The 24724-nt window shown below is 59.0% G+C and carries 23 protein-coding genes; 9 read left to right on the top strand and 14 right to left on the bottom strand.

What is annotated here, in order from left to right:
• Nucleotides 1-206: 206 nt before the first annotated feature.
• Together FMF02_RS12055 and FMF02_RS12050 are read left to right on the top strand one after the other, a co-directional pair.
• Complete coding sequence (locus FMF02_RS12055) at nucleotides 207-1145, top strand: polyprenyl-phosphate transporter (RefSeq protein ID WP_141413317.1); 939 nt, start codon at nucleotides 207-209, stop codon at nucleotides 1143-1145.
• Complete coding sequence (locus FMF02_RS12050; protein ID WP_141413316.1) at nucleotides 1142-1882, top strand: shikimate dehydrogenase family protein; 741 nt, start codon at nucleotides 1142-1144, stop codon at nucleotides 1880-1882. The genes FMF02_RS12055 and FMF02_RS12050 overlap by 4 nt, the downstream gene beginning before the upstream one ends.
• On the opposite strand, the gene FMF02_RS12045 is transcribed toward FMF02_RS12050, so the two are convergent.
• The gene (locus tag FMF02_RS12045; protein WP_019129511.1) at nucleotides 1875-2108 is read right to left on the bottom strand and encodes a putative signal transducing protein; all 234 of its coding nucleotides are present in this window, start codon (nucleotides 2106-2108) and stop codon (nucleotides 1875-1877) included. The two genes, FMF02_RS12050 and FMF02_RS12045, sit on opposite strands and share 8 nt — an antisense overlap.
• A 460-nt stretch (nucleotides 2109-2568) precedes the next feature.
• Here FMF02_RS12045 and dnaE point away from each other — a divergent pair, with 460 nt between their 5' ends.
• Genes dnaE through FMF02_RS12020 form a run of 5 tightly spaced genes read left to right on the top strand, consistent with a single transcriptional unit; the run spans nucleotide 2569 to nucleotide 9584 of the window.
• Nucleotides 2569-6384 (top strand): DNA polymerase III subunit alpha, encoded by a 3816-nt coding sequence (gene dnaE, locus FMF02_RS12040; RefSeq protein ID WP_141413315.1) that lies wholly within the window; start codon nucleotides 2569-2571, stop codon nucleotides 6382-6384.
• 31 nt (nucleotides 6385-6415) lie between these two features.
• Nucleotides 6416-6730 (top strand): thioredoxin, encoded by a 315-nt coding sequence (gene trxA, locus FMF02_RS12035; protein ID WP_026074717.1) that lies wholly within the window; start codon nucleotides 6416-6418, stop codon nucleotides 6728-6730.
• 3 nt (nucleotides 6731-6733) lie between these two features.
• Nucleotides 6734-7729, top strand: coding sequence for an aldose 1-epimerase (locus FMF02_RS12030; protein ID WP_141413314.1), 996 nt, complete (start codon nucleotides 6734-6736; stop codon nucleotides 7727-7729).
• 54 nt (nucleotides 7730-7783) lie between these two features.
• Nucleotides 7784-8347, top strand: a complete 564-nt coding sequence (locus tag FMF02_RS12025) for a GNAT family N-acetyltransferase (RefSeq protein ID WP_141413313.1) — start codon at nucleotides 7784-7786, stop codon at nucleotides 8345-8347.
• 13 nt (nucleotides 8348-8360) lie between these two features.
• A complete protein-coding gene (locus tag FMF02_RS12020) occupies nucleotides 8361-9584 on the top strand; it encodes a permease (protein WP_141413312.1) in 1224 nt (407 codons plus the stop codon).
• A 73-nt stretch (nucleotides 9585-9657) separates the two neighbouring features.
• Here FMF02_RS12020 and FMF02_RS12015 read toward each other — a convergent pair whose 3' ends face one another.
• The 11 genes from FMF02_RS12015 to FMF02_RS11965 all read right to left on the bottom strand — a co-directional run bounded on the left by FMF02_RS12015 (nucleotide 9658) and on the right by FMF02_RS11965 (nucleotide 20080).
• Entirely contained in the window at nucleotides 9658-10176 is a 519-nt protein-coding gene (locus tag FMF02_RS12015) for a GNAT family N-acetyltransferase (protein WP_141413311.1), read from the bottom strand.
• A gap of 241 nt (nucleotides 10177-10417) precedes the next feature.
• Nucleotides 10418-12478, bottom strand: coding sequence for a molecular chaperone HtpG (gene htpG / locus FMF02_RS12010; RefSeq protein ID WP_141413310.1), 2061 nt, complete (start codon nucleotides 12476-12478; stop codon nucleotides 10418-10420).
• A 131-nt stretch (nucleotides 12479-12609) separates the two neighbouring features.
• Nucleotides 12610-13323, bottom strand: a complete 714-nt coding sequence (locus FMF02_RS12005; RefSeq protein ID WP_141413309.1) for a hypothetical protein — start codon at nucleotides 13321-13323, stop codon at nucleotides 12610-12612.
• A 95-nt stretch (nucleotides 13324-13418) separates the two neighbouring features.
• On the bottom strand, nucleotides 13419-13826 hold the full coding sequence (locus FMF02_RS12000; RefSeq protein WP_141413308.1) for an acyl-CoA thioesterase: 408 nt from the start codon (nucleotides 13824-13826) through the stop codon (nucleotides 13419-13421).
• Nucleotides 13823-14572 carry an FAD synthetase gene (locus FMF02_RS11995; protein WP_141413307.1) on the bottom strand — a complete coding sequence of 250 codons (750 nt, stop codon included), beginning with the start codon at nucleotides 14570-14572 and terminating at the stop codon, nucleotides 13823-13825. The genes FMF02_RS12000 and FMF02_RS11995 overlap by 4 nt, the downstream gene beginning before the upstream one ends.
• Before the next feature lie 11 nt (nucleotides 14573-14583).
• Nucleotides 14584-15231, bottom strand: coding sequence for a redox-sensing transcriptional repressor Rex (locus FMF02_RS11990; RefSeq protein WP_019129522.1), 648 nt, complete (start codon nucleotides 15229-15231; stop codon nucleotides 14584-14586).
• 7 nt (nucleotides 15232-15238) lie between these two features.
• Nucleotides 15239-17038: a LysM peptidoglycan-binding domain-containing protein gene (locus tag FMF02_RS11985; protein WP_162502308.1), complete on the bottom strand. Its 1800-nt coding sequence runs from the start codon at nucleotides 17036-17038 to the stop codon at nucleotides 15239-15241.
• 6 nt (nucleotides 17039-17044) lie between these two features.
• Nucleotides 17045-17821 carry a 3'-5' exonuclease gene (locus FMF02_RS11980; RefSeq protein WP_141413305.1) on the bottom strand — a complete coding sequence of 259 codons (777 nt, stop codon included), beginning with the start codon at nucleotides 17819-17821 and terminating at the stop codon, nucleotides 17045-17047.
• Nucleotides 17818-18024 (bottom strand): HU family DNA-binding protein, encoded by a 207-nt coding sequence (locus FMF02_RS11975; protein WP_141413304.1) that lies wholly within the window; start codon nucleotides 18022-18024, stop codon nucleotides 17818-17820. Before FMF02_RS11975 ends, FMF02_RS11980 begins: the two co-directional genes overlap by 4 nt.
• A gap of 5 nt (nucleotides 18025-18029) precedes the next feature.
• Entirely contained in the window at nucleotides 18030-19154 is a 1125-nt protein-coding gene (gene dnaN / locus FMF02_RS11970; protein WP_019129525.1) for a DNA polymerase III subunit beta, read from the bottom strand.
• A 50-nt stretch (nucleotides 19155-19204) separates the two neighbouring features.
• Entirely contained in the window at nucleotides 19205-20080 is an 876-nt protein-coding gene (locus tag FMF02_RS11965; protein ID WP_026074720.1) for a nucleoside phosphorylase, read from the bottom strand.
• Between the two features lie 113 nt (nucleotides 20081-20193).
• On the opposite strand from FMF02_RS11965, the gene glmM reads away from it, so the two are divergent.
• Together glmM and FMF02_RS11955 are read left to right on the top strand one after the other, a co-directional pair.
• A complete protein-coding gene (gene glmM / locus FMF02_RS11960) occupies nucleotides 20194-21579 on the top strand; it encodes a phosphoglucosamine mutase (RefSeq protein ID WP_141413303.1) in 1386 nt (461 codons plus the stop codon).
• Between the two features lie 14 nt (nucleotides 21580-21593).
• Nucleotides 21594-22958 carry a dipeptidase gene (locus tag FMF02_RS11955; protein WP_019129528.1) on the top strand — a complete coding sequence of 455 codons (1365 nt, stop codon included), beginning with the start codon at nucleotides 21594-21596 and terminating at the stop codon, nucleotides 22956-22958.
• Between the two features lie 84 nt (nucleotides 22959-23042).
• Here the strand turns inward: FMF02_RS11955 and FMF02_RS11950 are convergent, their stop codons facing one another.
• Nucleotides 23043-24020 (bottom strand): alpha/beta hydrolase, encoded by a 978-nt coding sequence (locus FMF02_RS11950; protein ID WP_227043073.1) that lies wholly within the window; start codon nucleotides 24018-24020, stop codon nucleotides 23043-23045.
• 19 nt (nucleotides 24021-24039) lie between these two features.
• On the bottom strand, nucleotides 24040-24723 hold the full coding sequence (locus FMF02_RS11945; RefSeq protein ID WP_141413302.1) for a DUF2461 domain-containing protein: 684 nt from the start codon (nucleotides 24721-24723) through the stop codon (nucleotides 24040-24042).
• Nucleotide 24724 lies beyond the last annotated feature (1 nt).

Here is a 24724-nt window from a genome sequence, read left to right as displayed (position 1 = left end):
GCGTCGTGAAGAGGGATAAACCTTAAAATTAAGGATAAATTAACTTCGAAGTCGGCCAGCAGGCGGCGTTATATTGCGGAATTCGATTATCTTTGCGCAAGGAAAACCCTCCGCATGCGCGTCGTTCAGGTTCGGTCGGATCGCTCCCGTGAGGTCTCCGGCCTGCGTGTTCCTGCGGACGAAACCATAATTTGCAAGCAGATCCAATGACGAATTATCTATTGTTGGCGCTCAAAGGTTGCGCTATGGGAATGGCCGACGTGATTCCCGGCGTTTCGGGCGGTACGATCGCCTTTATTTCGGGTATTTACACGGAACTGATCGAGTCGATCAAAAAACTGGGCGGCCCGTCGCTGCGGCTGTTGGCCGCACTGCGTCTGCGGGAGTTCTGGCGTGAGATCAACGGAAATTTCCTGGCGGCGGTTTTCGCCGGACTTCTTGTCGCGGTCTTTTCGCTGGCGCGGGCGATGACTTACCTGTTGGAGCACCACCCCATTGAAATCTGGGCCTTCTTTTTCGGACTGATCGTCGCCTCGGCGCTGTTGGTGGCGCGCGACGTTACGCGCTGGAATGCCGCATCGGTCGTTTCGCTGTTGTGCGGCATCGCGGTAGCGTGGTGGATTACGGTGGCGTCGCCGTCGCAGACGCCCGAAACGTGGTGGTTCATTCTGCTGTCGGGTGCTATCGCCATTTGCGCGATGATCCTGCCCGGCATATCAGGTGCGTTCATTCTGCTGTTGATGGGCAAATACCAGTTTATTCTCAATGCCGTTTCGTCGTTCGACATCGGTATCCTGGCGCTGTTCGCGACGGGGGCGGTCGCCGGATTGGTGAGCTTTTCGCACGTGCTGTCGTGGCTGTTGCGGCGTTATCACGACGTGACGATCTCCCTGCTGATGGGCTTCATGGTCGGATCGCTCAACAAGGTGTGGCCGTGGAAAGAGACGCTCGAAAGCTATTTCGACAGTCACGGCGCGGCGCATCCGCTCGTCGAACGCAACGTGCTGCCTGCGACCTTTACGGAGTTGACCGGTACGGAGGCGCAGGTGGGATGGGCTGTGGCGCTCTGCGCCTGCGGATTCCTGCTCATTTGGGGAATCGAGTACGTCGGCAATCGTATCGCCGCCAAAAAGGGCGAAGCATGAAACGGTACGGGTTGATCGGCCGGCCGCTCGGCCACTCCTTCTCGGCCGGTTATTTCGCGGCTAAGTTCCGCAGGGAGGGGATTACGGGGTGCGATTATGCGCTTTACGAGCTGCCTTCGATCGAGGCGTTGCCCGAATTGCTGGGGGCGCAACCCGAATTGCAGGGATTCAATGTGACCATTCCCTACAAACAGCGGATTTTCGACTATCTGGACGACGTGTCGGAAGAGGCCGCACGGATCGGGGCCGTGAATTGCGTGCGCCGCGACGGCGGGCGGTTGACGGGTTTCAATACCGACATAGAGGGGGTTCGCCTTTCGCTGCGCCTTCTGCTCGGCGACGATCTTCCCGAAGCGGCGCTGGTGCTGGGCTCCGGCGGAGCTTCGCAGGCGGTGCAGTATGCGCTCGCGGAGGCGGAAATCCCCTATGCGGTCGTTTCGCGCGATCCGGCACGGGGGAACTTCCTTTACGACGATCTGAGGCCAGAGGTCGTTGCCGGACACCGGCTGATCGTCAACGCTACGCCGGTGGGGACGTTTCCGCATGTCGACGAAGCGCCGTTGCTGCCCTACGAGGCGCTGACGGCGGCGCATTACCTGTTCGATCTGGTCTATAATCCCGAACGGACGCAGTTCTTGTTGCGCGGCGAGCGGCAGGGAGCGCGCACGCTCAACGGCCTTCCCATGCTCGAAGCGCAGGCCGAGGCGTCGTGGCGCATCTGGAACGGCGTTATTTAGCGGCGTCTTCTCCGTCCATCGAGCGGAGCAGGGCCGCCGCCCATTCGGCGTCCTCCTCGCGGACGACGATCTGGGCCGGCATCGTTCCGACGGGATAGATGGCCGACATGTATTCGTTGCGGATCGTGGCGAAGATGCCTTCGCTTTCCAACAGCGATTTAGCCGTTTCGGCCCGGGTAATCGAGTCGTATTCCCGAATTACCACCAGTTCTTCATTGTTATCCATAGTTCCGTAGATTTAGGTTGCACGAAAGATAAACTCTTTCGGCGATAAATCCAAAAATATTGCCAGACAATTCGTAAGCGGCTGCGGTCGACGGATTGTTGATAATTCGTCTGGCGGACGGTTGTCTTTTTTTCATTAAATGCGTACCTTTGACTGCGCCTTAGATACGGTGCCCCGTAAGATGCGAATAAAGTTTGCATTGCGCTCGGCTTAATCGTACTTTGGCTGACGCCGAAGATACTCCGCCTCAGCAATCGCAAATAAATTTGCATTGCGCTCGGCTTAATCGTACTTTGGCTGACGCCGAAGATACTCCGCCTCGGCAATTGCAAATAAATTTGCATTGCGCTCGGCTTAACCGTACTTTGGCTGACGCCGAAGATACTCCGCCTCGGCAATTGCAAATAAATTTGCATTGCGCTCGGCTTAACCGTATCTTTGGTAAAAAGAAGACGACGTTATGACAACCCCTCCCGATTTCGTGCATCTGCACGTCCATTCACAGTATTCGATTCTCGACGGCCAGGCCAGCATTCAGAAGCTGGTAGACAAGGCCATGCGGGACGGACAGCCGGGCATCGCGTTGACCGATCACGGCAACATGTTCGGTATCAAGGAATTTTATAACTACGTCAAGAAAGTCAAGGGAAAATACAAAGCGCAGGCCGCCGAAGCCGAGGCGCGTCTGGCGGCGCTCGTCGACGGCTCGCAGGCGCCGGCCGATCCGGCGGAGATCGCCCGCTGCCGGGCCGAACTGGCCGACCTGAAACGCAAGGCAGCGTTCAAGCCGATCATCGGCAGCGAGGTTTACGTGGCGCGGCGGCGGATGCAGGACAAGGAGGGAAAACCCGATCAGAGCGGTTACCACCTGATCCTGCTGGCCAAGAATCTCAAAGGGTATCACAATCTCATCAAGATCGTGTCGAAAGCGTGGACCGAAGGATTCTACATGCGTCCGCGTACCGACCGCGTCGAGTTGGAGAAATACCACGAGGGGCTGATCTGCTGTTCGGCCTGCCTGGCGGGCGAGGTGCCCCGCGCGATTACGGCCGACGACATGCAGAAGGCCGAGGAGGCGATCCTGTGGCACAAAAAACTCTTCGGCGACGACTATTACCTCGAATTGCAGCTGCACAAGGCCACCGTCGAGCGGGCCAACCACGAAGCCTATCCGATGCAGCTCAAAGTGAACGAGCATCTGCGCCGACTGGCCGCGAAACACGGCGTCCGTCTGGTCTGTACCAACGACGTGCACTTCGTGGACGAAGACAACGCCGAGGCGCACGACCGGCTGATCTGCCTCTCGACCGGCAAGGACCTTGACGATCCCAAGCGAATGCTCTACTCCAAGCAGGAGTGGCTCAAAACCCGCGAGGAGATGGCGGCGATCTTCGGCGATGTACCCGAAGCGATGGCTACGACGGTTGAAATCTGCGAACAGGTCGAGACCTATTCCATCGACCACTCCCCCATCATGCCTACCTTCGAAATTCCGGCCGAGTTCGGAACCGAGGAGGGCTACCGGCAGCGTTTTTCGGAGAAAGACCTCTTCGACGAGTTCACGCAGGACGAGAACGGCAACGTCGTGCTCAGCGAGGAGGAGGCCCGCAAGAAGATCGAAAAACTGGGCGGATACGACAAGCTCTACCGCATCAAGTTGGAGGCCGATTACCTGCGCAAGCTGACGATGGACGGTGCGCGCAAGCGTTACGGCGAGCAGCTTACCGACGAACAACAGGAGCGGCTCAATTTCGAGCTGCACATCATGAAGACGATGGGTTTTCCGGGTTACTTCCTCATCGTGCAGGACTTCATCCGCGCCGCACGCGAGGAGCTGGACGTGTCGGTCGGCCCTGGCCGCGGTTCGGCGGCCGGTTCGGCCGTGGCCTACTGCCTGGGGATCACGCAGATCGACCCGATCGCCTACGATCTGCTGTTCGAGCGTTTCCTGAATCCCGACCGTATCTCGCTGCCCGATATCGACGTCGATTTCGACGACGACGGCCGCGGTCGCGTGCTCAACTGGGTGACGCAGAAGTACGGCAAGGAGAAGGTCGCCCACATCATCACCTACGGTACGATGGCCACCAAGATGGCGATCAAGGACGTGGCGCGCGTGCAGAAGTTGTTGCTCGCGGAGTCCGATCGCCTCTGCAAACTGGTGCCCGACAAGATTCCCGACAAGAAGCTCAACCTGCCGAATGCAATCGAGTATGTCCCCGAATTGAAGGCTGCGGCGGAGTCGGACAACCCCGTTCTGCGCGACACGATGCGCTATGCCCAGATGCTCGAAGGCAACGTGCGCGGTACGGGTGTTCACGCCTGCGGTACGATCATCTGCCGCGACGACATCACCGACTGGGTACCCGTTTCGACGGCCGACGACAAGGAGACGGGGCAAAAGATGCTCGTCACGCAGTACGAAGGTTCGGTGATCGAGGATACGGGACTTATCAAGATGGACTTCCTGGGGTTGAAGACTCTGTCGATCATCAAGGATGCCGTGGAGAACATCCGCCTCACGACGGGCAGGAAGATCGATATCGACGACTTCTCGATCATCGACGATCCGGCTACCTACAAGCTCTTCTGCGAGGGCCGTACCGTCGGGACGTTCCAGTTCGAGTCCCCCGGAATGCAGAAATACCTGCGCGAGTTGCAGCCGTCGACCTTCGAGGATCTGATCGCCATGAACGCGCTCTATCGGCCCGGCCCGATGGATTATATCCCGGATTTCATCGCCCGCAAGCACGGCCGCAGTCCGATCGTCTACGATATTCCCGTCATGGAGAAGTATCTGAAAGACACCTACGGCGTGACGGTCTACCAGGAGCAGGTCATGTTGTTGTCGCGTCTGCTGGCCAACTTCACGCGCGGCGAGTCCGACACGTTGCGCAAGGCGATGGGCAAGAAGCTCAAAGACAAGCTGGACGCCTTGAAGCCCAAGTTCATCAAGGGCGGACAGGCCAACGGCCACGACCCGAAAGTGCTCGAAAAGATCTGGGGCGACTGGGAGAAGTTCGCCTCCTATGCCTTCAACAAATCGCATGCTACCTGCTATTCGTGGGTGGCTTTCCAGACGGCCTACCTCAAAGCCAACTACCCCTCGGAGTACATGGCGGCGGTGCTGAGCCGAAACCTGACGAACGTCGAGCAGCTGACGATCTACATGAACGAGTGCAAGCGTATGGGCATCAATGTGCTCGGCCCCGACATCAACGAGTCGATGCTGCAATTCTCGGCCAACAAGCAGGGCGACGTGCGCTTCGGGCTGGCGGCGATCAAGGGTGTCGGCGAAGCGGCCGTGGAGAGCATCATCGCCGAACGGACGAAGAACGGGCGCTTCAAGGACATTTACGACTTCATCGAACGGGTCGACTATTCGCTCGTGAACCGCAAGTGCCTGGAAAATATCGCCTATGCCGGAGGGTACGATTCGATTTCGGGATTCAGCCGCTGTAAGTTTTTCGGTGTCGATCAGCGCGACAACAACGGCGTGACCTATATCGAGCAGCTGATGCGTTACGGACAGCGTTATCAGAGCGAGAAGAACAACGCCCAGCAGAGCCTCTTCGGCGGCGATACCGGAACGACCGACATCACGCCGCCGGTGATTCCCGCCTGCGCCGAGTGGTCGCAGCTCGAAAAGCTCAACAAGGAACGCGAGGTGATCGGACTCTATCTCTCGGCCCATCCGCTCGACGACTACAAGGTGATCATCCGCAACATGTGCAAGACGCAGGTGGGCGACCTGGATCACCTCGACGAGTTGAAGGGCAAGGAGATCGCCGTGGCAGGCATGGTCGTTGCGGTGCAGAACTTGACGACCAAGACCGGAAAGCCGTGGGGAAAGTTCAAGCTGGAGGATTACAACGGCACGCACGAGTTCGCGCTTTTCGGCAAGGATTACGAGAATTTCCGCAAATACCTTTTCAGCGACTATTTCCTCTTTATCCGGGGACGGGTACAGCCGCGCCCCTACAACGACCAGGAGCTGGAATTCCGCATCACGTCGATGATGCAGCTGTCGGAGTTGCAGGAGGCCGTCAAGGAGGTGCACGTGCAGCTGGCCGTCGAGGAGATCACGCGCGACCTGATCGCACGGATGGGCCGTTCGGTCAAGGAGGCGAAGGGCAATACCCTGCTGCGGCTGAACGTTTACGACCGGCAGGCACAGGTGTCGCTCAATCTCTTTTCGAAGAGTTACAAGGTGAGCCTTACGCAGGAATTGGTGTCGTTCTTCGAAGACAATGATATAAAGTATACTGTTATATAATCAAAACAACAAATTAAAAATTAGGTAAATTATGGCAATTGAACTGACAACTGAAAATTACGGCGAGGTCGCCGCCTCGAAACTCCCTGTTTTGATCGATTTCGGTGCCGAATGGTGCGGTCCCTGCCGCATGGTGGCACCGATTGTCGAAGAGTTGGCCGGAGAGTACGAAGGCCGCGTGTTGATCTGCACATGCGATGCGGAGAAGAGCGACGACATCGTGGCGACCTATAAGGTGCGCAACATCCCGACGCTCGTCTTTCTGAAGGAGGGACAGGAGGTCGCCAGAATCGTGGGTGCGACGACCAAGGCGGAGATCGTCGACAAATTGTCGAAACTGCTCTGAGCGATGATCCGTTCGTGCGAATGGCACGGGACGCAGGCCGTGGAGTTCACCAAGCGGGACTACACGGCCTTGCTCGTTCCGTCGGTGGGGGCGAATCTGGTGCGGCTGGCCCATACGCGATTGGGAGTGGAGGTGTTGCGCACGCCGTCGGAACGGGAGCATGACGAGTTCCTTCGGCGTCCCCATGTCTACGGCGTGCCGATCCTCTTTCCGCCCAACCGGATCGCCGACGGACGGTTTCGGTTCGACGGCCGCGAATACCGCTTCCCGATTACCCGTCCCGAGGAGAACAACTACCATCACGGCATCCTCAAAAGCCAGTCGTTCGCGGTGTCTAAGGCCGTCGAGACGCCCGACGAGGTGCTGATCGAAACACGCTGTTATTCGAATGCGGCCTCGGATGCGATCTATCGGGATTTCCCGCACGCCTTCAAGTGCAAGATCACCTACCGGCTTTCGGCCGAAGGGTTGGAGCAGGAGGTGATGTTCGGCAATAAGAGCGACCTTCCCATGCCTGTCGGCGTGGGATTCCACACGCCGCTCAACGTTCCCTTCGCCGGCGGCGATGCGGCGGACTACCGGCTCCGTATGGCCGTGGGCGAACGTTTCGAGTTGAACGGACGCAATCTCCCGACCGGACGGCTGCTGCCGCTCGACGAACGGTTTGCACGGCTGCGTGCTCCCGAAGGGTTGCAGGCGACCGGCTGCGAGGCGATCGAAGCTGGTTTTTCGGTGCGCGAGATTGAGGTCGACGGCCGGCCTTTCCGCGGTGCCGTGGTAGAGAATCGCCGTACGGGAGTGCGGGTTTTCTACGAGGTCGACTCCCAGACGCTCTATTGGACGCTCTGGAACAACGGCGGGCAGGTGCCCTACTGCTGTCCCGAGCCGCAGTCGTGGGCCACCGATGCGCCGAATCTGCCCGACCGCGAACGGTGGGGATTCCGCTCGATCCCGCCGGGCGGCAAGTGGTCGATCCGTTACCGGTTGTATGTGAAATAATTCGGAACACGGTGCGGCACGAAAACCGTACCCGTTCCCTTAGCGGATTTGGACATGGTGTATCGTTTGGAGACGGAGCGGTTGCGGCTGAGGGAGTGGCTTCCGGAGGACAGGGAGCCGCTGGCCGCGATGAATGCCGACCGGAGGGTAATGGAGTTTTTCCCGCACCCGCTGTCGCGGGCGGAGTCGGACGCTTTTTTCGATCGGATCGTCGCCGAATGGGCGGAGTCCGGTCGGGGACTGTATGCCGTCGAACGACGCGGGGACGGACGGTTGATCGGGTTGACGGGGCTGCACCGTGCGGCCTTCGAGGCGTCGTTTACACCCTGTATCGAGATCGGATGGCGGTTCGTCGCCGAGGTCTGGGGGCAGGGCTATGCCACCGAAGCGGCGCGGGCCGTGCTGCACGATGCCTTCGGCCGGTTGGGACTGCCGCGGGTGTACTCCTTTACGGCGGCGGTGAACCTTCGTTCGGAGCGGGTGATGCGGCGGCTGGGGATGCGCAACCTCGGCGGATTCGATCATCCGGCCTTGCCCGTCGGGCATCTCCTGCGGCGGCATGTGCTCTATGCGGCTGCACGGGATACTTTCGAGGGACGATTTTTCGTTAGACCTTAAAACTGCAACGATCATGGAATATATAACGCCGTTTCTTTACCTGCTCAATACGATGGCTCCCTACCTGCTGCTGGGATTCCTGCTGGCGGGAGTCATCCACGCCTACGTCCCGCGCAGGCTCTATGCGCGCTACCTTTCGCAGCCCGATTTCCGCTCGGTGGCGCTGGCCGCCCTCTTTGGCGTGCCGCTGCCCCTGTGTTCGTGCGGCGTGATTCCCACGGCGATGTCGCTGCGGCGCGAGGGGGCGTCGAAGGGTGCCGTGACGTCGTTTCTGATCGCCACGCCGCAGACCGGCGTCGATTCGATCGTGGCGACCTACTCGGTACTGGGCCTTCCCTTCGCCGTGATCCGGCCCGTCGTGGCGCTCGTGACGGCGCTGGCGGGCGGGTGGACGGTCAATCGGCTGACCCGCAGCGAGACCGACGGTATCCTTCCGGCGGAGGGCGACTGCGAGGTTCGTCGCAGCGGCAGCCGGTTCGTGGAGGCGTTGCGCTACGGATTCGTGGATATGATCCAGGACATCGGCCGCTGGCTGGTGCTGGGATTGCTCGTCGCAGGGCTGATTACGATTCTGGTGCCCGACAACTTTTTCGCCTCGTTCGCCGACAAGCCGCTGCTGAATATGGCCGTCGTGCTGCTCTTCTCGATTCCGATGTATCTCTGTGCCACGGGATCGATTCCGATTGCGGCGGCGTTGATGCTCAAAGGGTTGTCGCCCGGTGCGGCGCTGGTACTGCTCATGGCGGGACCGGCGACCAACACGGCGTCGATTCTGGTGATCGGCAAGGTGCTGGGACGCCGCACGCTGGCGGCCTACCTGGGGGCGATCGTCGCGGGAGCCGTGGGCTTCGGGCTGGCGATCGACTATCTGCTGCCGGCAGCGTGGTTCGTTCCTTCGGGGGCGGTACATGCGGCCTGCCACGGCGAGGCGGGCTATTCGTGGGTGGAGGTCGCGTCGAGCGCACTGCTCTCGGCTCTGCTGGTCTATGCCCTGATGAAACGGTTCATTCACAGAAAAAACGATACGAGTATGACCAAACAGATTTATCGCGTGGGCGGCATGAGCTGCAACCACTGCAAGGCCAGCGTCGAGAAGAATCTCGCGCTGCTGCCCTCCGTCACGGCCGTCGAAGTCGATCTGACAGCGGGAACGGTCGCCGTCGAGGGGACGGCGGACGCCGCCGAGATTCGGAAGGTGATCGAGGAGTTGGGCTTCGAGTACAAGGGGCGCGCATAATAGCCTCTTCCGATCGGATGAAAGGCGTCCTGCGGCAACTGCCACAGGACGCCTTTATTTTGGACGCAGTGTTCTACTCTGTTCCAGCCGTTCGGTTCGCAACGGCGGAATCCGTGTCGCGGAGATCGCAGGCCATGATATATTCTTCGAGTGTCCGTTTCACGGTGCGGAATCCGAGCCGGCGGTAGAGACGCACGGCCGGATTCCGGCGCTGCACCGAAAGCGAGGCTTCCGGATACCCTGCTGCGGAGAGCCGTTGCAGCATCTCGCGCATCAACCTTGTGCCGATGCCCTGTCCCCGACAGGGAGCCGCGACCGACAGGACGAATTCGGGAATGCCTTCGCCGATATATCCGTAGGCCCGAATGCAGCGCACCCAGACCATTCCGACGACGTGCCCTTCCGCTTGCGCGACCAGGCAGCGGTCGTCGGGAAGTGTGCCGAAATCCGCGATGTAGATGCGCAGCGACGGATGTTCGACGATCTGTCGCAGCAGGGGCGACGACGGGTCGCTGCGATAGATCGCGTCGTAGAGAAAATCGGCCAACAGCGGGAATTCCTCCCTGCGAATCGGACGTATCGTGAGTTCCATGCTTCGAAGATAGCGATTTTTTTTTGGGGGGGGGAGCGGATTTACGTTTGGTTACCCGTGCGGTTCAACGCTGGCGGCCGGTACTGCACGAGCTTCGGCGAGTTGCAGTCCGCCGCATGGGGCGGCGGCGAACTGTCGGCATCGCTGAGCGATGCCGTGCTTTTCCGATTGTAGACACACCAAAAAGGGATATGTCCCGAAAGAACATATCCCCTTTTGATGCTGCGAGTGCCGTGCCCGCTTATTTCTCGATCAGCGAGATCGATCGCTGGATGAACTCCGTCAGGTTTTTGCCTTTGAGCATCCCGTTGGTGAGCAGTGCCAGGTCGATGATCTGCCGCACGAGCGAATCCTTCTCGCCGATCTGGCGCAGCCGTTCGTTGCGTTCGTCGCGCAGCGTGACGACCTTCTTCGACAACTCCTCGCGCTGGTTTTTCTCCTCGGCGGTGAGCTCCTCTTCCTTTTTCTTGTCGATCGTCTCCTCGAACCGCTTCTCCTCTTGCACGGCGGCATCGATCTTCTTGGTGATCGATTTGAGTTTGTCGCCGTACTCCTTCTCGACGTTTTGGAGGATATCGATCACGATCGGGTGATTGCCGTTGACGACGAGGGTGAAATTATCGGGCATCTGACCGTAGAACTGGCTCATGCCTCCGCCGCTCATGGCGGCCATCTCCTTCATGCGGCGCATGAACTCGTTCTGCGTGATGACGACGGGCGCTTCGCCGGCTGCCATCGGCTCGAAGGCGATGTTGTAGTGGATCTTCTCGTCGTGCGGCATCTGCGCTTCGAAGACGGGGCGCAGAATCTCCTGCTGCGCCTCCGAGAGCGACATTTTGAGCGAGTCCTCCTTCTGGATCAATTTGTCCACGATGTCGCTGTCGACGCGCACGAAGCGCTGCTCCTTGTGCTTCGACTCGTACCAGTTGACGTAGTGGTTGTCGAGCGGGCCGTTCATTTCGAGCACGTCGTAGCCTTTGCCCTTCGCGGCTTCGAGGGCCGCGAGTTTAGCGACGGGGTCGTCGACGTAGAGGAAGACGAGCGTCTGGTGCTTGTCGGTCTGGTTGGCCTTGACCAGCTCCTCGTATTCGGCGGGCGTGAAGTATTTGCCGTCGGTATTCTTCCACAGCGTGAACGACTGCGCCTTTTCAGCGAATTTCTCATCGGTGAGGATTCCGTACTGGATGAAGATTTTCAGGTCGTCCCACTTCTTCTCGAATTCGGGGCGCATGGTGTTGAACAACTCCTGCAAGCGGTCGGCCACCTTGCGCGTGATGTAGTTCGAGATCTTCTTGACGTTCGAATCGCTTTGGAGATAGCTGCGCGAGACGTTGAGCGGGATGTCGGGCGAATCGATCACGCCGTGCAACAGCGTGAGGTACTCCGGTACGATTCCCTCAACCTGATCCGTCACGTAGACCTGGTTGGAGTAGAGCTGGATCTTGTTCTTCTGAATCTCGAAGTTGTTGCGGATCTTCGGGAAGTAGAGAATGCCCGTCAGGTGGAACGGATAGTCGATGTTCAGGTGGATCGAGAAAAGCGGCTCTTCGCCCGTCGGGTAGAGCTCGTGGTAGAATTCCTTGTACTGTTCTTCGGTGATGTCGGCCGGCTTGCGCATCCACAGCGGATCGGTGTCGTTGACGATGTTGTCCTTGTCGGTATCGACATACTTGCCGTCTTTCCACTCCTTGACCTTGCCGAAGGCGATGGGAACGGGCAGGAACCGGCAGTATTTGCGCAGCAATTCCTCGATTTTGGCCGCTTCGGCGTACTCCTTGGCCTCTTCGGAGAGGTGCAGGACGATCGTCGTCCCGCGGTCGTGCGCCTCGTCGCTCTCCTCCATCGAGAACTCGGGCGAGCCGTTGCACTCCCAATGCACGGTTTTGCTGCCCTCCTTGTAGGATCTGGTGATGATCTCCACTTTGTCCGCGACCATGAACGAAGAGTAGAACCCCAGACCGAAGTGGCCGATGATCGCCTGATCCTTGTACTTGGCCATGAACTCCTCGGCGCCCGAGAAGGCGATCTGGTTGATGTAGCGGTCGACCTCGTCGGCCGTCATGCCGATTCCGCGGTCGGTGATCGTGAGCAGCCGCTTGTCGGTGTCCACCGCAATGCGGATCGTCAGGTCGCCCAATTCACCCTGCATTTCGCCGCGCGAAGCCAGTGCTTTGAGTTTCTGCGTGGCGTCGACTGCGTTCGACACCAATTCGCGCAGGAAGATTTCGTGGTCGGAATAGAGGAATTTCTTGATGACGGGAAAGATGTTTTCGGTCGTCACCCCGATTTTACCGTTTGTCATAGTCGTATTCTGGTTTTAGTCTGTTTTTTCCGTTCGCGGAGAGATCAAACTATGTGCCAGCGCACGTTTCCTGCCAGAATGACAGCCAGAGACTGACAAAAACAAGACTGAGCTCTTGCTCAACCTCCTGCTTAATAGTTACACTTTAAGTGAAGCGTTTCAGCGTGGATGGTGACTTGCATAGCTTGATACGGTCTATGACCTTCAAATCGAAGTATTAAATCTGTTTCCGAAGGTTTATCCGGTGCTTGAATAGTCATTTTTCCGGAGGTTATAGAATAATCGGGATTACGAATGAAATACAGACTGTTATGACCTACATAAAACCTCCACTTATCTTGCATACGTTGATATGCAAAAGCTCCAACATTCTCTTCGCTTTTGAGAGAGAAAGTGATCTCTCTCAGCTCGTTGACCTTGAAATCCGTTTCGAGATTTGTTGCAGTAAATATAGGTGGTGCGGGATTGACGATGAGAGATGCCGAGACGCAGGAGGAATATGTCTCGGATAGAACGGTAATATCTATCGTCGAATAATTGCTTGCTTCTGACTTCTTAGAAGGTGCTGTGATTTCAATTGTTCCATTGTATCCACCGTCTGCGGAAGGTTCGAACTTAAGTAATTTATATTTCCAAGGTTCAGTAATAACTACCTCCAGTTTCAAATTCGTGGCTTCCGGTCCCGTTACGTTGAAATCGAATATTTTTACGTCTTTAGGAAAACAAGTGATCATCTTTTGAGAAAGATTGATGGTAAAAGGCGCAACGGGAGAATCTCCTTCCGATCCTTTTTGACAATTAGTAAGGAGCAAAAGAACGGCTAATCCGCATAAATACTTTTTCATAAGGGGCATGATTTGGGAGTTTCTCAAAAATAGTAAAATGTTTTATCATAAAAAATAAAACAAATAGTTTTTTTAGAGAAATCGCGATTCCTTCCCTACTTCATCGCCGCAGCGAGCGCCTCGACGAACCATTGCGGGGCGCGTGTCGGACGGTGCGTGTCGGCATGGAGAAAACCCAGCGCCGTCATGCCCGTGTTGAGCAGTTCGCCCTGCGAGTTGTAGACCTCGTATTCGAAACGGATGCGCGCCGTAGGCATTTCGCGCAGCAGGATGCGCACCGTAAGGCAGTCGTCGAAGAAAGCCGGACGTTTGTAGACCGACTGCACCTCCAGGATCGGCATGATGATGCCCTTTCGTTCCATGTCGGCGTAGGAGAGCCCCATCGAGCGCATCAGGTCGGAGCGCGCCTCTTCGTAGTAGCAGATGTAGTTCGAGTGGTGGACGAACCCCATTTGGTCGGTATGCTTGTACCAGACCCGGATTTTGGTGTCGTGTGTAATCATAGTGCGGTAAATTCGATAATGCTCTTTTCTTTGGTAAACGGCCGGTCCAGATGCGGCGCTCCTTCGGAAGGAATGAAGAGTCTCGCCGGTACACCGTCAGCCGTGACGGGATACTCGCCCGCAGGCGGCAGCAGCTTGTAGGGGTCGTCGATGCGGAGGGAGCCGCGGGCGACGTCGGCCATCAGCAGATAGGGATGTCCCAGCATACGGGCGGCGCGGGCCATCTCGGCGTGTTCGACGAGCGACCGGACGACGGTCGAACTGACCTTTTCGCCGCCGACGCTGAACGGTTCGATCCGGTACAGCCGCAACGTCGGCCGCTCCGATGAGCGCAGCGAACCGTAGTCGCCCTCCTTGTTGTGCCCGAAGTGGTGGTTATACCCCATTACGAGTGTTTCGACGCCCAGTTTTCCGATCAGGTCGCGGCGGATGAAATCGGCGGAACCCGTCCGGCTGAATTCGCGGGTAAAAGGGATGACGACCAGATTGTCGATGCCGGCCCGTTCGAGCAGCCAGGCCTTCTCGTCGAGCGTCGTGAGCAGGCGCAGATCGGTCTGTGTTTCGAGTACGATGCGCGGGTGGGGCGAGAATGTGACGACGATACTTTCGCCGTCGCGTTCGCGGGCGAAGCGGCGCACGGCCGCGAGCAACTCGCTGTGACCGCCGTGTACGCCGTCGAACGATCCGACAGTAGCCGCCGGATGGCGGAATGCGGGGAGCCGGTCGATTCCGTGGAAAACTTTCATCGTGCCTCGGTTCAGTCGTCGGTCGGGTTCTCCTCGTTCTCCTTGACGAAATAGGCGACCTTTTCGAGCAGTGTGGTGATGTCGTAGTTCTCGACCACGATGCCGCGCGGGAAGTTGAGCGGCCGCGAGGTGAAGTTGAGCACGCCCTTGATGCCGGCGTTGACGATCGGGACGACCAGTTCGTCGGCTACGCGCGAGGGAGACGAGACGATGACGATGTCGATGTCCTTGTCCTCGACCACCTCCTCGAATGTCTCCATATGGTGGCACGGAATGCCGTCGATCGTCTGGCCGACCTTCGCGGGGTCGATGTCGAACGCGGTGGTGATCTTCAATTTCAGACCGCGGCCGTTGAAATACTTGGTGATGGCCTGGCCGAGGTGTCCCATGCCGATGACGGCGATGTTGGTCACTGTGTCGCTGTCGAGGATGTTGCTGATGAAATCGATGAGCACCTTCACGTCATAGCCCTTCTTCGTGTCGCTCGAAAAGCCGATGAGCATCAGGTCGCGGCGCACCTGCACCGCCGTGATGCCGTGGATGCCGGCCAGCACGTGGGAGAAGATGTGGGTAATCCCCTGCTTGTGGCAGGAGAGCAGCGTACGGCGGTACTCGCTCAGCCGTTCGATCGTTTTTTCGGGGATATTGGAAGATGCCATGGTCGGATTATTCGAGCGTGATGGTATAGTTGTCGTTGTAGACGACACGCACCCATTCGGTGTTGACGCGGTTGCCGTCGGCCGTCCGCGTAAAGCGGTAAGGCGTCTGGAGCGGCGTGAAGGTCTCGTCGTCGAAAAAGCCGTTGATGTCGTCGAACATCGCCGAGCCGAACAGGACGGCCGCGTCGTACCCCCGATAGGAGTAGAGCGTCGGCAGCGAACCGAATGCGGAGATATAGCGGTTGTCGAAGGTGCGGATGCGTTCGTCGTCGCGTTTGGCGTGATAGGTCGAGATGAAGGTCACCCGATTCTTGAAAAAGAGGTTGCGGTCGATGTTGTCGAACCGGTTCCAGTGCGGGCCGCCGATGACGTCGTACTGCGGTGCGGAGTGGCCGCGGGCGATGATATTGCTGCTGGCCGAGGCCAGTGCGGCGAGGATCGAGTCGACCTCGGTCTCTTTGCCCGACAATACGACGAGCAGGGCGCTGTCGCGGGCCGAGAGGATGCTGCCGATGTTGCTGCCCTGCTCGTAGCGGAACGTTTCGTACCCCACGTCGGGAATCAGCGCCTTGACGGCCTGTTCGAACGCCGTGTCGGTGTGCTGGCTGTAAATCAGTACGACCCTGCGGCCGCTGTTGAGCGGCCGGGCGAGTTTCGCGTATTTCCGGGCGGGATCGGGCGCCATTTGGAAGAGGACGTCGCTGTGCGTATGGTCGATCGTCGCCAGCGGCGAAACGACCGGAATACCCTCCTGCTCGGCGATGCGCAGGACAGGTGCCAGTTCGTCTTCGTACACGGGGCCGACGATCAGTTGCGAGCGGGCGAGAGTGCTGTCGGCGACGAGTGTCGCGACCTTCGCGGGATCGTGCGCCGTGTCGAAAACGTCGAGCCGTACCGACCGGCCGTCGCGGCGGAGCCGGTCGACGCCCAGCAGGAATCCCTGATAGAATTCGGTATAGCTGGCATTGGGGCGCCCGTCGGTCGTGGCGGGCAGCAGCAGCGACAAGCGGAGCGCGGCGTCCGGCGCGAGCGTCAGGAGTTTTTCGGCGGGCGGCCGCACCGTCAGCGTGTCGGCCGGTTGCTCGGCGGTGGCGGGTACATCGGCCGTCGGCAACTTGATGATCGCACCGGCTTTGAGCGTTGCGGACGAAAGGCCTTCGTTGAGTTCCGAGAGCGTTTGCTCCGTAGTCCGGTTGGTGTGGGCGAGCGAATACATCGTATCGCCCGGTCGGACGACGTAATAGCGGAAACCGTCGGTCGGAACGCTGTTCAGCTTCTCCTTGTACTCTTCCAATTCGGCGAGATTCTCGGCGTTGCTGGTCTTGCCCACCTCCTTTTTCCGTACCAGCAGCGTGCCGCCGATCGTCAGGTGCGTAGGATCGAGATTCTCGTTATCCTCCAGCAGCGTCTCGACCGAAATGCCGTAGCGCTTCGAAATGGCGTAGAGCGTCTCGTGCGCCTCCACCGTATGCAGAATGAACTTTTTGCGGAGTTTCTTCTCCTGTCTGGCCGTGAGCGGCGCTTCGTCGGGTTGCATCTGCGGGGCGGGAACCGGAATTTTGACGTTCTGGTCGGCTTTCAACACGTCGGCCATCGTCGGATTGTACGCCACGAGCGTCTGCTCGCTCACGCCGTAGAGCCGCGCGATCGAGTAGAGCGTCTGGCCGGGTTGCACGGTGTGGATGTAGAACTTCTCGCCGCCGATATAGACGATCGTCTCCGACTTCTGCGACTGCGGAGCCGACGCCGATACGGGCGTCAACCCGATGCAGAGACATGCCGCCGTTATGAGAATCGGTCTGTACATACGCATCTAACGTTTCTTCTCCTTCGAGCCGCGCAGCCGGATTTCGGTGATGACCTTTTTCGTGTAGAGCGGGAAATCGCCGTTCATCATCCAGTTGTAGTAGCTCGGTTCCGACTCGAATATTTCGGCTACGCAGCGGCCTTTGTACTTTCCGAAACCGAAGACCTCCTCCCCTTTCTCGTTATAGAGAATGCGTCCGGCGTAGTCGGCCGACTCGTTGCGCGTGGAGAATTCGGCCAGGAAATCGATGTCGTTTTCCAGGTTGTCGTAGCGGTCCAGCTGCGCTTTGAGCACCTCGTAGGTCGCCAGCGTATCGGCTTCGGCCGAATGGGCGTTCGTGAGGTCCTTGTCGCAGTAGAACTTGTAGGCGGCTACGAGCGTACGCTGCTCCATTTTGTGAAAGATGTTCTGCACGTCGACGAAGCGGCGCCGCTTGAAGTCGACGCTGATGCCGGCGCGCATGAACTCCTCGACGAGCATCGGCAGGTCGAAACGGTTGGAGTTGAATCCTCCGAAGTCGCAGCCGGCGATGAACTGTTCGAGCGACCGGGCGATCTGCGCGAAGGTCGGACAATCCTTCACATCCTCGTCGGTGATGCCGTGAATGGCGGTCGCCTCTTCGGGGATGTGTATGCCGGGGTTGATCTTGCGGGTCTTGACGATCTCCTCGCCGTCGGGCATCACCTTGACCATCGAGATCTCGACGATACGGTCTTTGGCGGTGTCGACGCCGGTGGTTTCCAGATCGAAAAAGACGATGGGACGTTTGAGGTTCAGTTTCATGCTTCGGTCTTTTTGCGGAACAGTCCGCGGATCAGGTCGAGCGCCTCGGCGGCGTTGCTACGGAAGGTGTCGGAGGCGTCCTTCACCTTGTCCGCGACGGCGTCGCCCAGCACCTCTTCGAACGTGTCGAGTACGCGGGTGCAGACCTCTTCGGCATAGCCGGTGCGGCGGGCTACTTCGCCGATCAATTCACGTTTGTTCATCGTCGTCAGGCATTGATCATCATCGGCATGAGCAGCATCAGCGTGTCGCTGGACTGCTTTTCGTCATAAACGGGCTTGAAAACGCCCGCACGGGTAGAATCGGCCAGCTCGATCACCACCGTCGGCGTCTCGATGTTCGAGAGGATCTCGACGAGGAAGGTCGACTTGAACCCGATGGTGATCGACTGTCCGTCGTAACTGCACGAGATCGTCTCGTTGGCCGACATCGAGTAGTCGATGTCCTGCGCCGTGAGGTTGATCTTGTTGTCGGCGATGTCCATGCGGATGAGGTTGGTCGCCGGATTCGAGCAGACGGCCACGCGCTTGATGCCATTGACCAGTTCGATGCGGTCGATGAGCACCTTGTTGGGGTTGGCCGTCGGGATGACGGCGTTGTAGTTGGGATAGCTGCCCTCGATCAGACGGCACACCAACGTGTGGTTTTTGAGGTTGAAGAGCACGTTCTTCGAGTCGAACGACACCTTGACCGGCGCTTCCTCTTTGAGCAGCATGCCTTTGAGCAGGTTCGCCGGTTTCTTGGGCAGGATGAAAGCCGCCGTCAGCTCGCTCGGCTGCTCCGAGGAGTACTTCACCAACTTGTGGGCGTCGGTGGCCACGAACGTGATCGACGCGGGCTCGATGTTGATGTAGACGCCGTTCATGATCGGACGCAGTTCGTCGTCGGCCGTGGCGAAGATCGTCTTGTTGATACCGTTTACGAGCGTGTCGACGTCGAACGTCAGCTCCTTCTTGTCCTCCGCGAGCGCGGGCAGCGCCGGATAGCTCACGGCACTGGCGCCGGGAATCGAAAGCGAACCGCTTTTCCAGTTGAGTTTGATCTCGAAAGTCTGGTCGTTGCAGTCGATCGTCAGCGGAATTTCGGCGAACTCTTTGAGCGAGTCGAGCAGCTGCTTGGCGGGGGCGGCGATCATCCCTTCGCTCTCGACGTTGTCGACGGTGATCTGCCCGACGAGCGTGGTTTCCAGATCGGAGGTGGTCACTTTCAGTTGGTCGCCCTTCAACTCCATGAGGAAATAGTCGAGGATCGGCAGCGTGTTCTTATTGCTGATTACTTTACCGGTGGTCGCCAGCAGCGACAGAAGCGCGGAACTTGATACGGAAAATTTCATGTTGAGTCTCTATGATTTGATAATTCTTGATATGCTTGCGTTTGTACGGATCAGATCGTCGCCAGCTTGTCGAGCGCCATGCGGATCATCCGTTTGACGAACGGTTTGTAGTCGGTGCAGGCGTCCAGCGCGATGCGCTGTGCGATGATCGTGCAGATCGTCGCGGCGCGGTGCCCCATGAGCGAGGCCATGCCTGCGAGCGCCGAGCTCTCCATCTCGAAGTTGGTGATGCGGCGGCCTTCGTACTCGAACGATTCGATCTTCTCGTTCAGGTGCGCGTCGGCCGGTTCGAGGCGCACCCAGCGTCCCTGCGGGGCGTAGAAACCCGGTGCGGCGATGGTGATACCTTCACGTGTCGAGTCGCGGAACAGGTCGAACAGCCCCTCGTCGGCCACGGCGAAATAGGGCTTCGGCAGCAGGTCGCTCCATCCCGTGTGGCGCATGAATGCCTGCTCGTATTCCAGATTGCAGACCTCGTTGCGGCCCTTGTAGTAGTTGAGCAGGCCGTCGAAGCCGATCGACATGCGCGAGAAGACCGCCTCGCCCACCTTGATGTCGGGCTGGATGGCTCCCGACGTGCCGAGCCGAAGGAGCGTAAGCCGCCGAAGTTCGGGCTTGACCTGTCGGGTTTCGAAGTCGACATTGGCCAGCGCGTCGAGCTCCGTGACGGAGATGTCGATGTTGCCGATGCCGATGCCTGTCGACAGGACGGTCATACGTTTGCCTTTATAGGTGCCTGTGACGGTGTTGAACTCACGGTTGGAGACGTTGCATTCGCGCGTATCGAAAAAGGAGGCTACCAGCTCCACGCGGCCCGGATCGCCCACCAGAATGACGGTGTCGGCCAGCTGCTCGGGACGGAGGTGCAGATGGAAAATGGAACCGTCGTCGTTGATAATCAACTCGGAAGAGGGGATCGTTCTCATAATGGTCGCGTTTTAATTTTCATAATTGGCATAAAAGTAATATTTTTACCTCGAATTGCAAAACAAACCCGTCGATTTCTTTCAATTTATATAGGTGTAAAACAAGTTCAGACATGACACTCATCAAATCCATCTCGGGTATCCGCGGTACGATCGGCGGCCGCCCGGGCGACAATCTGACCCCGCTCGACATCGTGAAATTCACCACTGCCTACGTCCGTTTTCTGGGCGAGCGCAAACAGGGCCGCCTGCGGATCGTCGTCGGCCGCGACGCACGTCTTTCGGGCGAAATGGTGGGCGACCTGATCGAGGGCGCCCTGCTCGGCTGCGGCGCCGACGTGGTCAACGTGGGGCTCTGCACGACGCCCGGTGTGGAGCTGGCCGTCACGGCCCACGAGGCCGACGGCGGCATCATCATTACCGCCTCGCACAATCCGCGCCAATGGAACGCGTTGAAACTGCTCGATGCCGACGGCGAGTTCCTCTCCGATGCCGAGGGCAAGCGCGTGTTGGAGTTGGCCGAACGAAGCGACTTCGAATTTCCCGAGGTTGACGCACTGGGGCATGTGCTTTCGCGCGAATCGTTCAACGACGAACATATCCGTCGGGTGCTCGCCCTGCCGCTGGTCGATGTCGACGCCGTGCGGCGCAAACGCTTCAAGGTGGTGGTCGACGCCGTCAACTCGGTGGGAGGCATCGTGATCCCGAAGCTGTTGCGCGAGTTGGGCTGCGAGGTCGTGGAACTCAACTGCGAGCCTACGGGCGAGTTCGCCCACAATCCGGAACCTCTGCCCGAGAATCTGACGGAGATCGCCGCGGCGGTCGTCCGCGAGAAGGCCGATCTGGGCGTGGTGGTCGATCCCGACGTCGACCGGCTGGCCTTCGTGAGCGAGGACGGCTCGATGTTTGTCGAGGAGTATACGCTGGTGGCCGTGGCCGACTACGTGTTGTCGCACCGCAAGGGCGATACGGTCTCGAACCTCAGTTCGTCGCGGGCGCTGCGCGATGTGACCGAGCGTCGTGGCGGCCGTTATCACGCTTCGGCCGTGGGCGAAGTCAACGTCGTGGCGAAGATGAAGGAGGTCGGCGCCGTCATCGGCGGCGAAGGCAACGGCGGCGTGATCTATCCCGAACTGCACTACGGCCGCGACGCGCTGGTGGGCGTGGCGCTGTTCCTGACCTATCTGGCGCAGACAGGGCTGAGGATGACCGCATTGCGTGCCACCTATCCCGCCTACTACGCATCGAAGAACAAGATCGCCCTGACGCCGGCCATCGATGTGGATAAAGTCCTGCGTGAGATAAAGGATCGTTATGCCGGTGAACAGGTGAACGATATAGACGGCGTGAAAATCGATTTCGCGGAGAATTGGGTACACCTGCGCAAGTCCAATACCGAGCCGATCATCCGCATCTATACCGAGGCACGGTCGATGGCCGAAGCCGATGCGCTGGCGCAGCGGTTCATCGGCGAACTGCGCGAAATTTGCAACCTGTAAAACGACATACGATTATGGAAAAGGTTCTCGATTACATCCGCTCGCACCGCGACGCCTTCGTCGAAGAGTTGTTCGAGGTGCTGCGCATCCCGTCGATCAGCGCGCAGACGGAACACCGCGGGGATATGGTGCGCTGTGCCGAACATCTGGCGGCAGCGCTCGTCAAGGCCGGTGCCGACCACGCCGAGGTGATGCCCACCGAGGGGAATCCGGTGGTCTTCGCCGAGAAGATCGTCGACCCCAAGGCCAAAACGGTGCTGGTCTACGGCCATTACGACGTGATGCCGGTCGATCCGCGCGAGGAGTGGACGACCGAGCCGTTCGAACCCGTCGTGCGCGACGGCCGCATCTGGGGGCGCGGAGCCGACGACGACAAGGGGCAGTCGTTCATGCACATCAAGGCGTTCGAGGCGATGTGCGCGACCGGACAACTGCCCTGCAACGTGAAGTTCATGCTCGAAGGCGAAGAGGAGATCGGTTCGCAGAGTCTCTACAAATTTTGCCGTGAGCAGAAGAGACTGCTGAAATCGGATGTTATTCTGGTCTCCGATACGTCGATGATTTCGATGGATACACCTTCGATTACCTGCGGGTTGCGTGGTTTAACTTATATGCAGGTAGAGGTGACGGGACCGGACAAGGATTTGCATTCTGGACTTTTCGGCGGTGCGGTGGCCAATCCAGCCAACGTGCTGGCGCGGCTGGTCGCTTCGCTGGTCGACGACGAGGGGCGCGTGACGATTCCCGGATTCTACGACGACGTGCGCGAACTGTCGGCCGCCGAACGGCGTGCGCTCAACAAGGCGCCGTTCCGTCTGGCCGACTACAAGCGGTCGCTGCACATCGGCGACGTGGCGGGCGAAGCGGGTTATACGACCATGGAGCGTACGGGCGTGCGCCCGTCGCTCGACGTGAACGGCATCTGGGGCGGTTATATCGAGGAGGGAACCAAGACGATCATTCCGGCGCGTGCGTCGGCCAAGATCTCGATGCGGCTGGTGCCGAATCAGGATTTCCGTAAGATCGCCAAGCTCTTCGAGCGGTATTTCCGCGCCATTGCGCCCCGCAGCGTGAAGGTCGACGTGCGGTTCCTGCACGGCGGCGCGCCCTACGTCTCGCCGACCGACCTGCCCGCCTATAAGGCAGCCGAGAAGGCCGTCGAAGCCACCTTCGGCAAGAAGCCCCTGCCCTTCTATTCGGGCGGTTCGATTCCGATCGTGAGTGCTTTCGAGGAGATTCTGGGTGTGAAGTCTATTTTGCTGGGCTTCGGTTTGTCGCGGGACGCGATCCACTCGCCCAACGAGAGTTTCGGATTGGATCAGTTCCAGCGCGGTATCGAGACGATCCCCTATTTCTACCGTTATTTCGCGGAAATGTAGGAGCGAACGTTTTCAACGAAACACCCCCGGCCGAATCGTTCGGCCGGGGGTGTTTCGTTGAAAACGCTACCCTTTCGTCGACGGTTATTCGCCCGCGAAATTGCTGCGAATGTAGTCCTCTGCGGTGAATGTCTTGCCGCCGGGCGAGGCATTGGTGAAACGCTCCTTCGTGTCGATCATGGCCGGAAGCCGCTCGCCTACCTGTTGCGTGAGAAACTGGTCGATGGCATCGCGGTAGTTGTTCATCGGCACCGTGGCCAATGCATGGTCGGCACCCTCCACCGAGTAGAAATAATAGGGCGATTTCATGTCGGAGAGTTGTCGTGCGATGTAGTCCGATCCGAAGATCCCTGCGCCGCCCATCCGCAGCGCCCTGTAGGGAACGTTGGAGTCGGCGTCGCCATGGAAGAGCATGATCGGCGCAGGAGCGCGTTTCCAAGTCAAATCGTCGGCCATGTCGACGACGGCACCGGCGAAAGAGATCACGCCGGCGTAATCGAACCCGTCGGGCAGTTTGGCCGTCAGCGGATTTTCATTGGCGATGAAATAGGCTCCTTGCAGGACAGTGATCGCTCCGGCGCTCGATCCGCAGGCGACGATCCGCGCGGGATCGATCCCCCACTCCGCAGACTTCCCTGCGACGAAACTCGTCGCGTCGTATAGATCCTCGACGGCCATGAGTACCGTTTGAGGAAGCAGTTGCGGGAACGTTTCGGGCGAGAGTTTGCCGGCGGCGAGCGGCTCTTTCAGGCCGAGCCGGTAGTCGATCGAAACGACGGTGTACCCTTGTTCGCGCGCCATGTATTCGAAGAATGGGCGGTACGATTCGGCGTCGCGCGTGCCGCTGATGAAGGCGCCGCCGAAGACGAAGATCATGCAGGGCTTTTTTGCGTCGATTTCGGCTGCGGGGGTGTCGGTATAACGGTCGAGCCGCAGCGAGTCGCCGCCCTTGACCGAATAGACGAAGGTGTCGCACGAGACCGTGTCGGTGTCGGAGACCGTGCGGCCGCATCCTGCCGGCAGCAGGCCGAGCATCGATATCAACAGAAGAATGTTTCGCATAGCTACACGTATTTGTGGATTACATCATCTCTTCATAGGCGTACTGCACGGCACGATTGAGCTGTTGCACGAAAGGCGCGGTCTTGCGGAACTCGGCGAGCGTGCGTTCCAGCAGGTCGTCGCCCGCGAGGAAATCGTCGCCGAACGGACGGCAGAGCGCTACTTCCTTCAACCGCAGCAGTTCGTCGTAGGGCGAGTCCGTCGGAAACCCTGCGGGCGTGCGCCTCAGTCGCTGCGATTCGTCGAGCGCGAATCCTTCGGCGCGCCGGATGTTCCCGACAAATTCCGCGCCATTGTCCAGAATCTCCTCGCGTACGCTTCGGAGCACCGTGGGATGCGGCATATGGAGTCCGGAAAAAAGCATGTGGCTGCCGACGAGTCCCTCTTCGGCGGCGCCTTCGAGGTGGAAATAGTAGCCCGCATACCCCGCTTTTTTACCGTGCGGTGCGACGTAGATGCCCTGCCAGGTCTTGTAAGGCGATTTGTCGCGGCTGAAACGCACGTCGCGGTAGATGCGGTAGGTACAGTCCTTCGCGGTCAGCCCCTCGACCGAGGGGTCGAACGAGGCGATTCCCTCGATCAACCCTTCGGCGAAGCTGCGGACACGCTCCTGCAATTGCAGCCATTCGGCGCGGTGCGCCTCGAACCATGCGCGTTCGTTGTGAGCGTGCAGTTGCCGCAGGAATTCGACGACCGCCTTCATG

Source organism: Alistipes communis (genome assembly GCF_006542665.1).
In the GTDB taxonomy this organism is placed as follows: Bacteria; Bacteroidota; Bacteroidia; order Bacteroidales; family Rikenellaceae; genus Alistipes; species Alistipes communis.
This window is presented reverse-complemented; position numbering and strand designations above follow the sequence as displayed.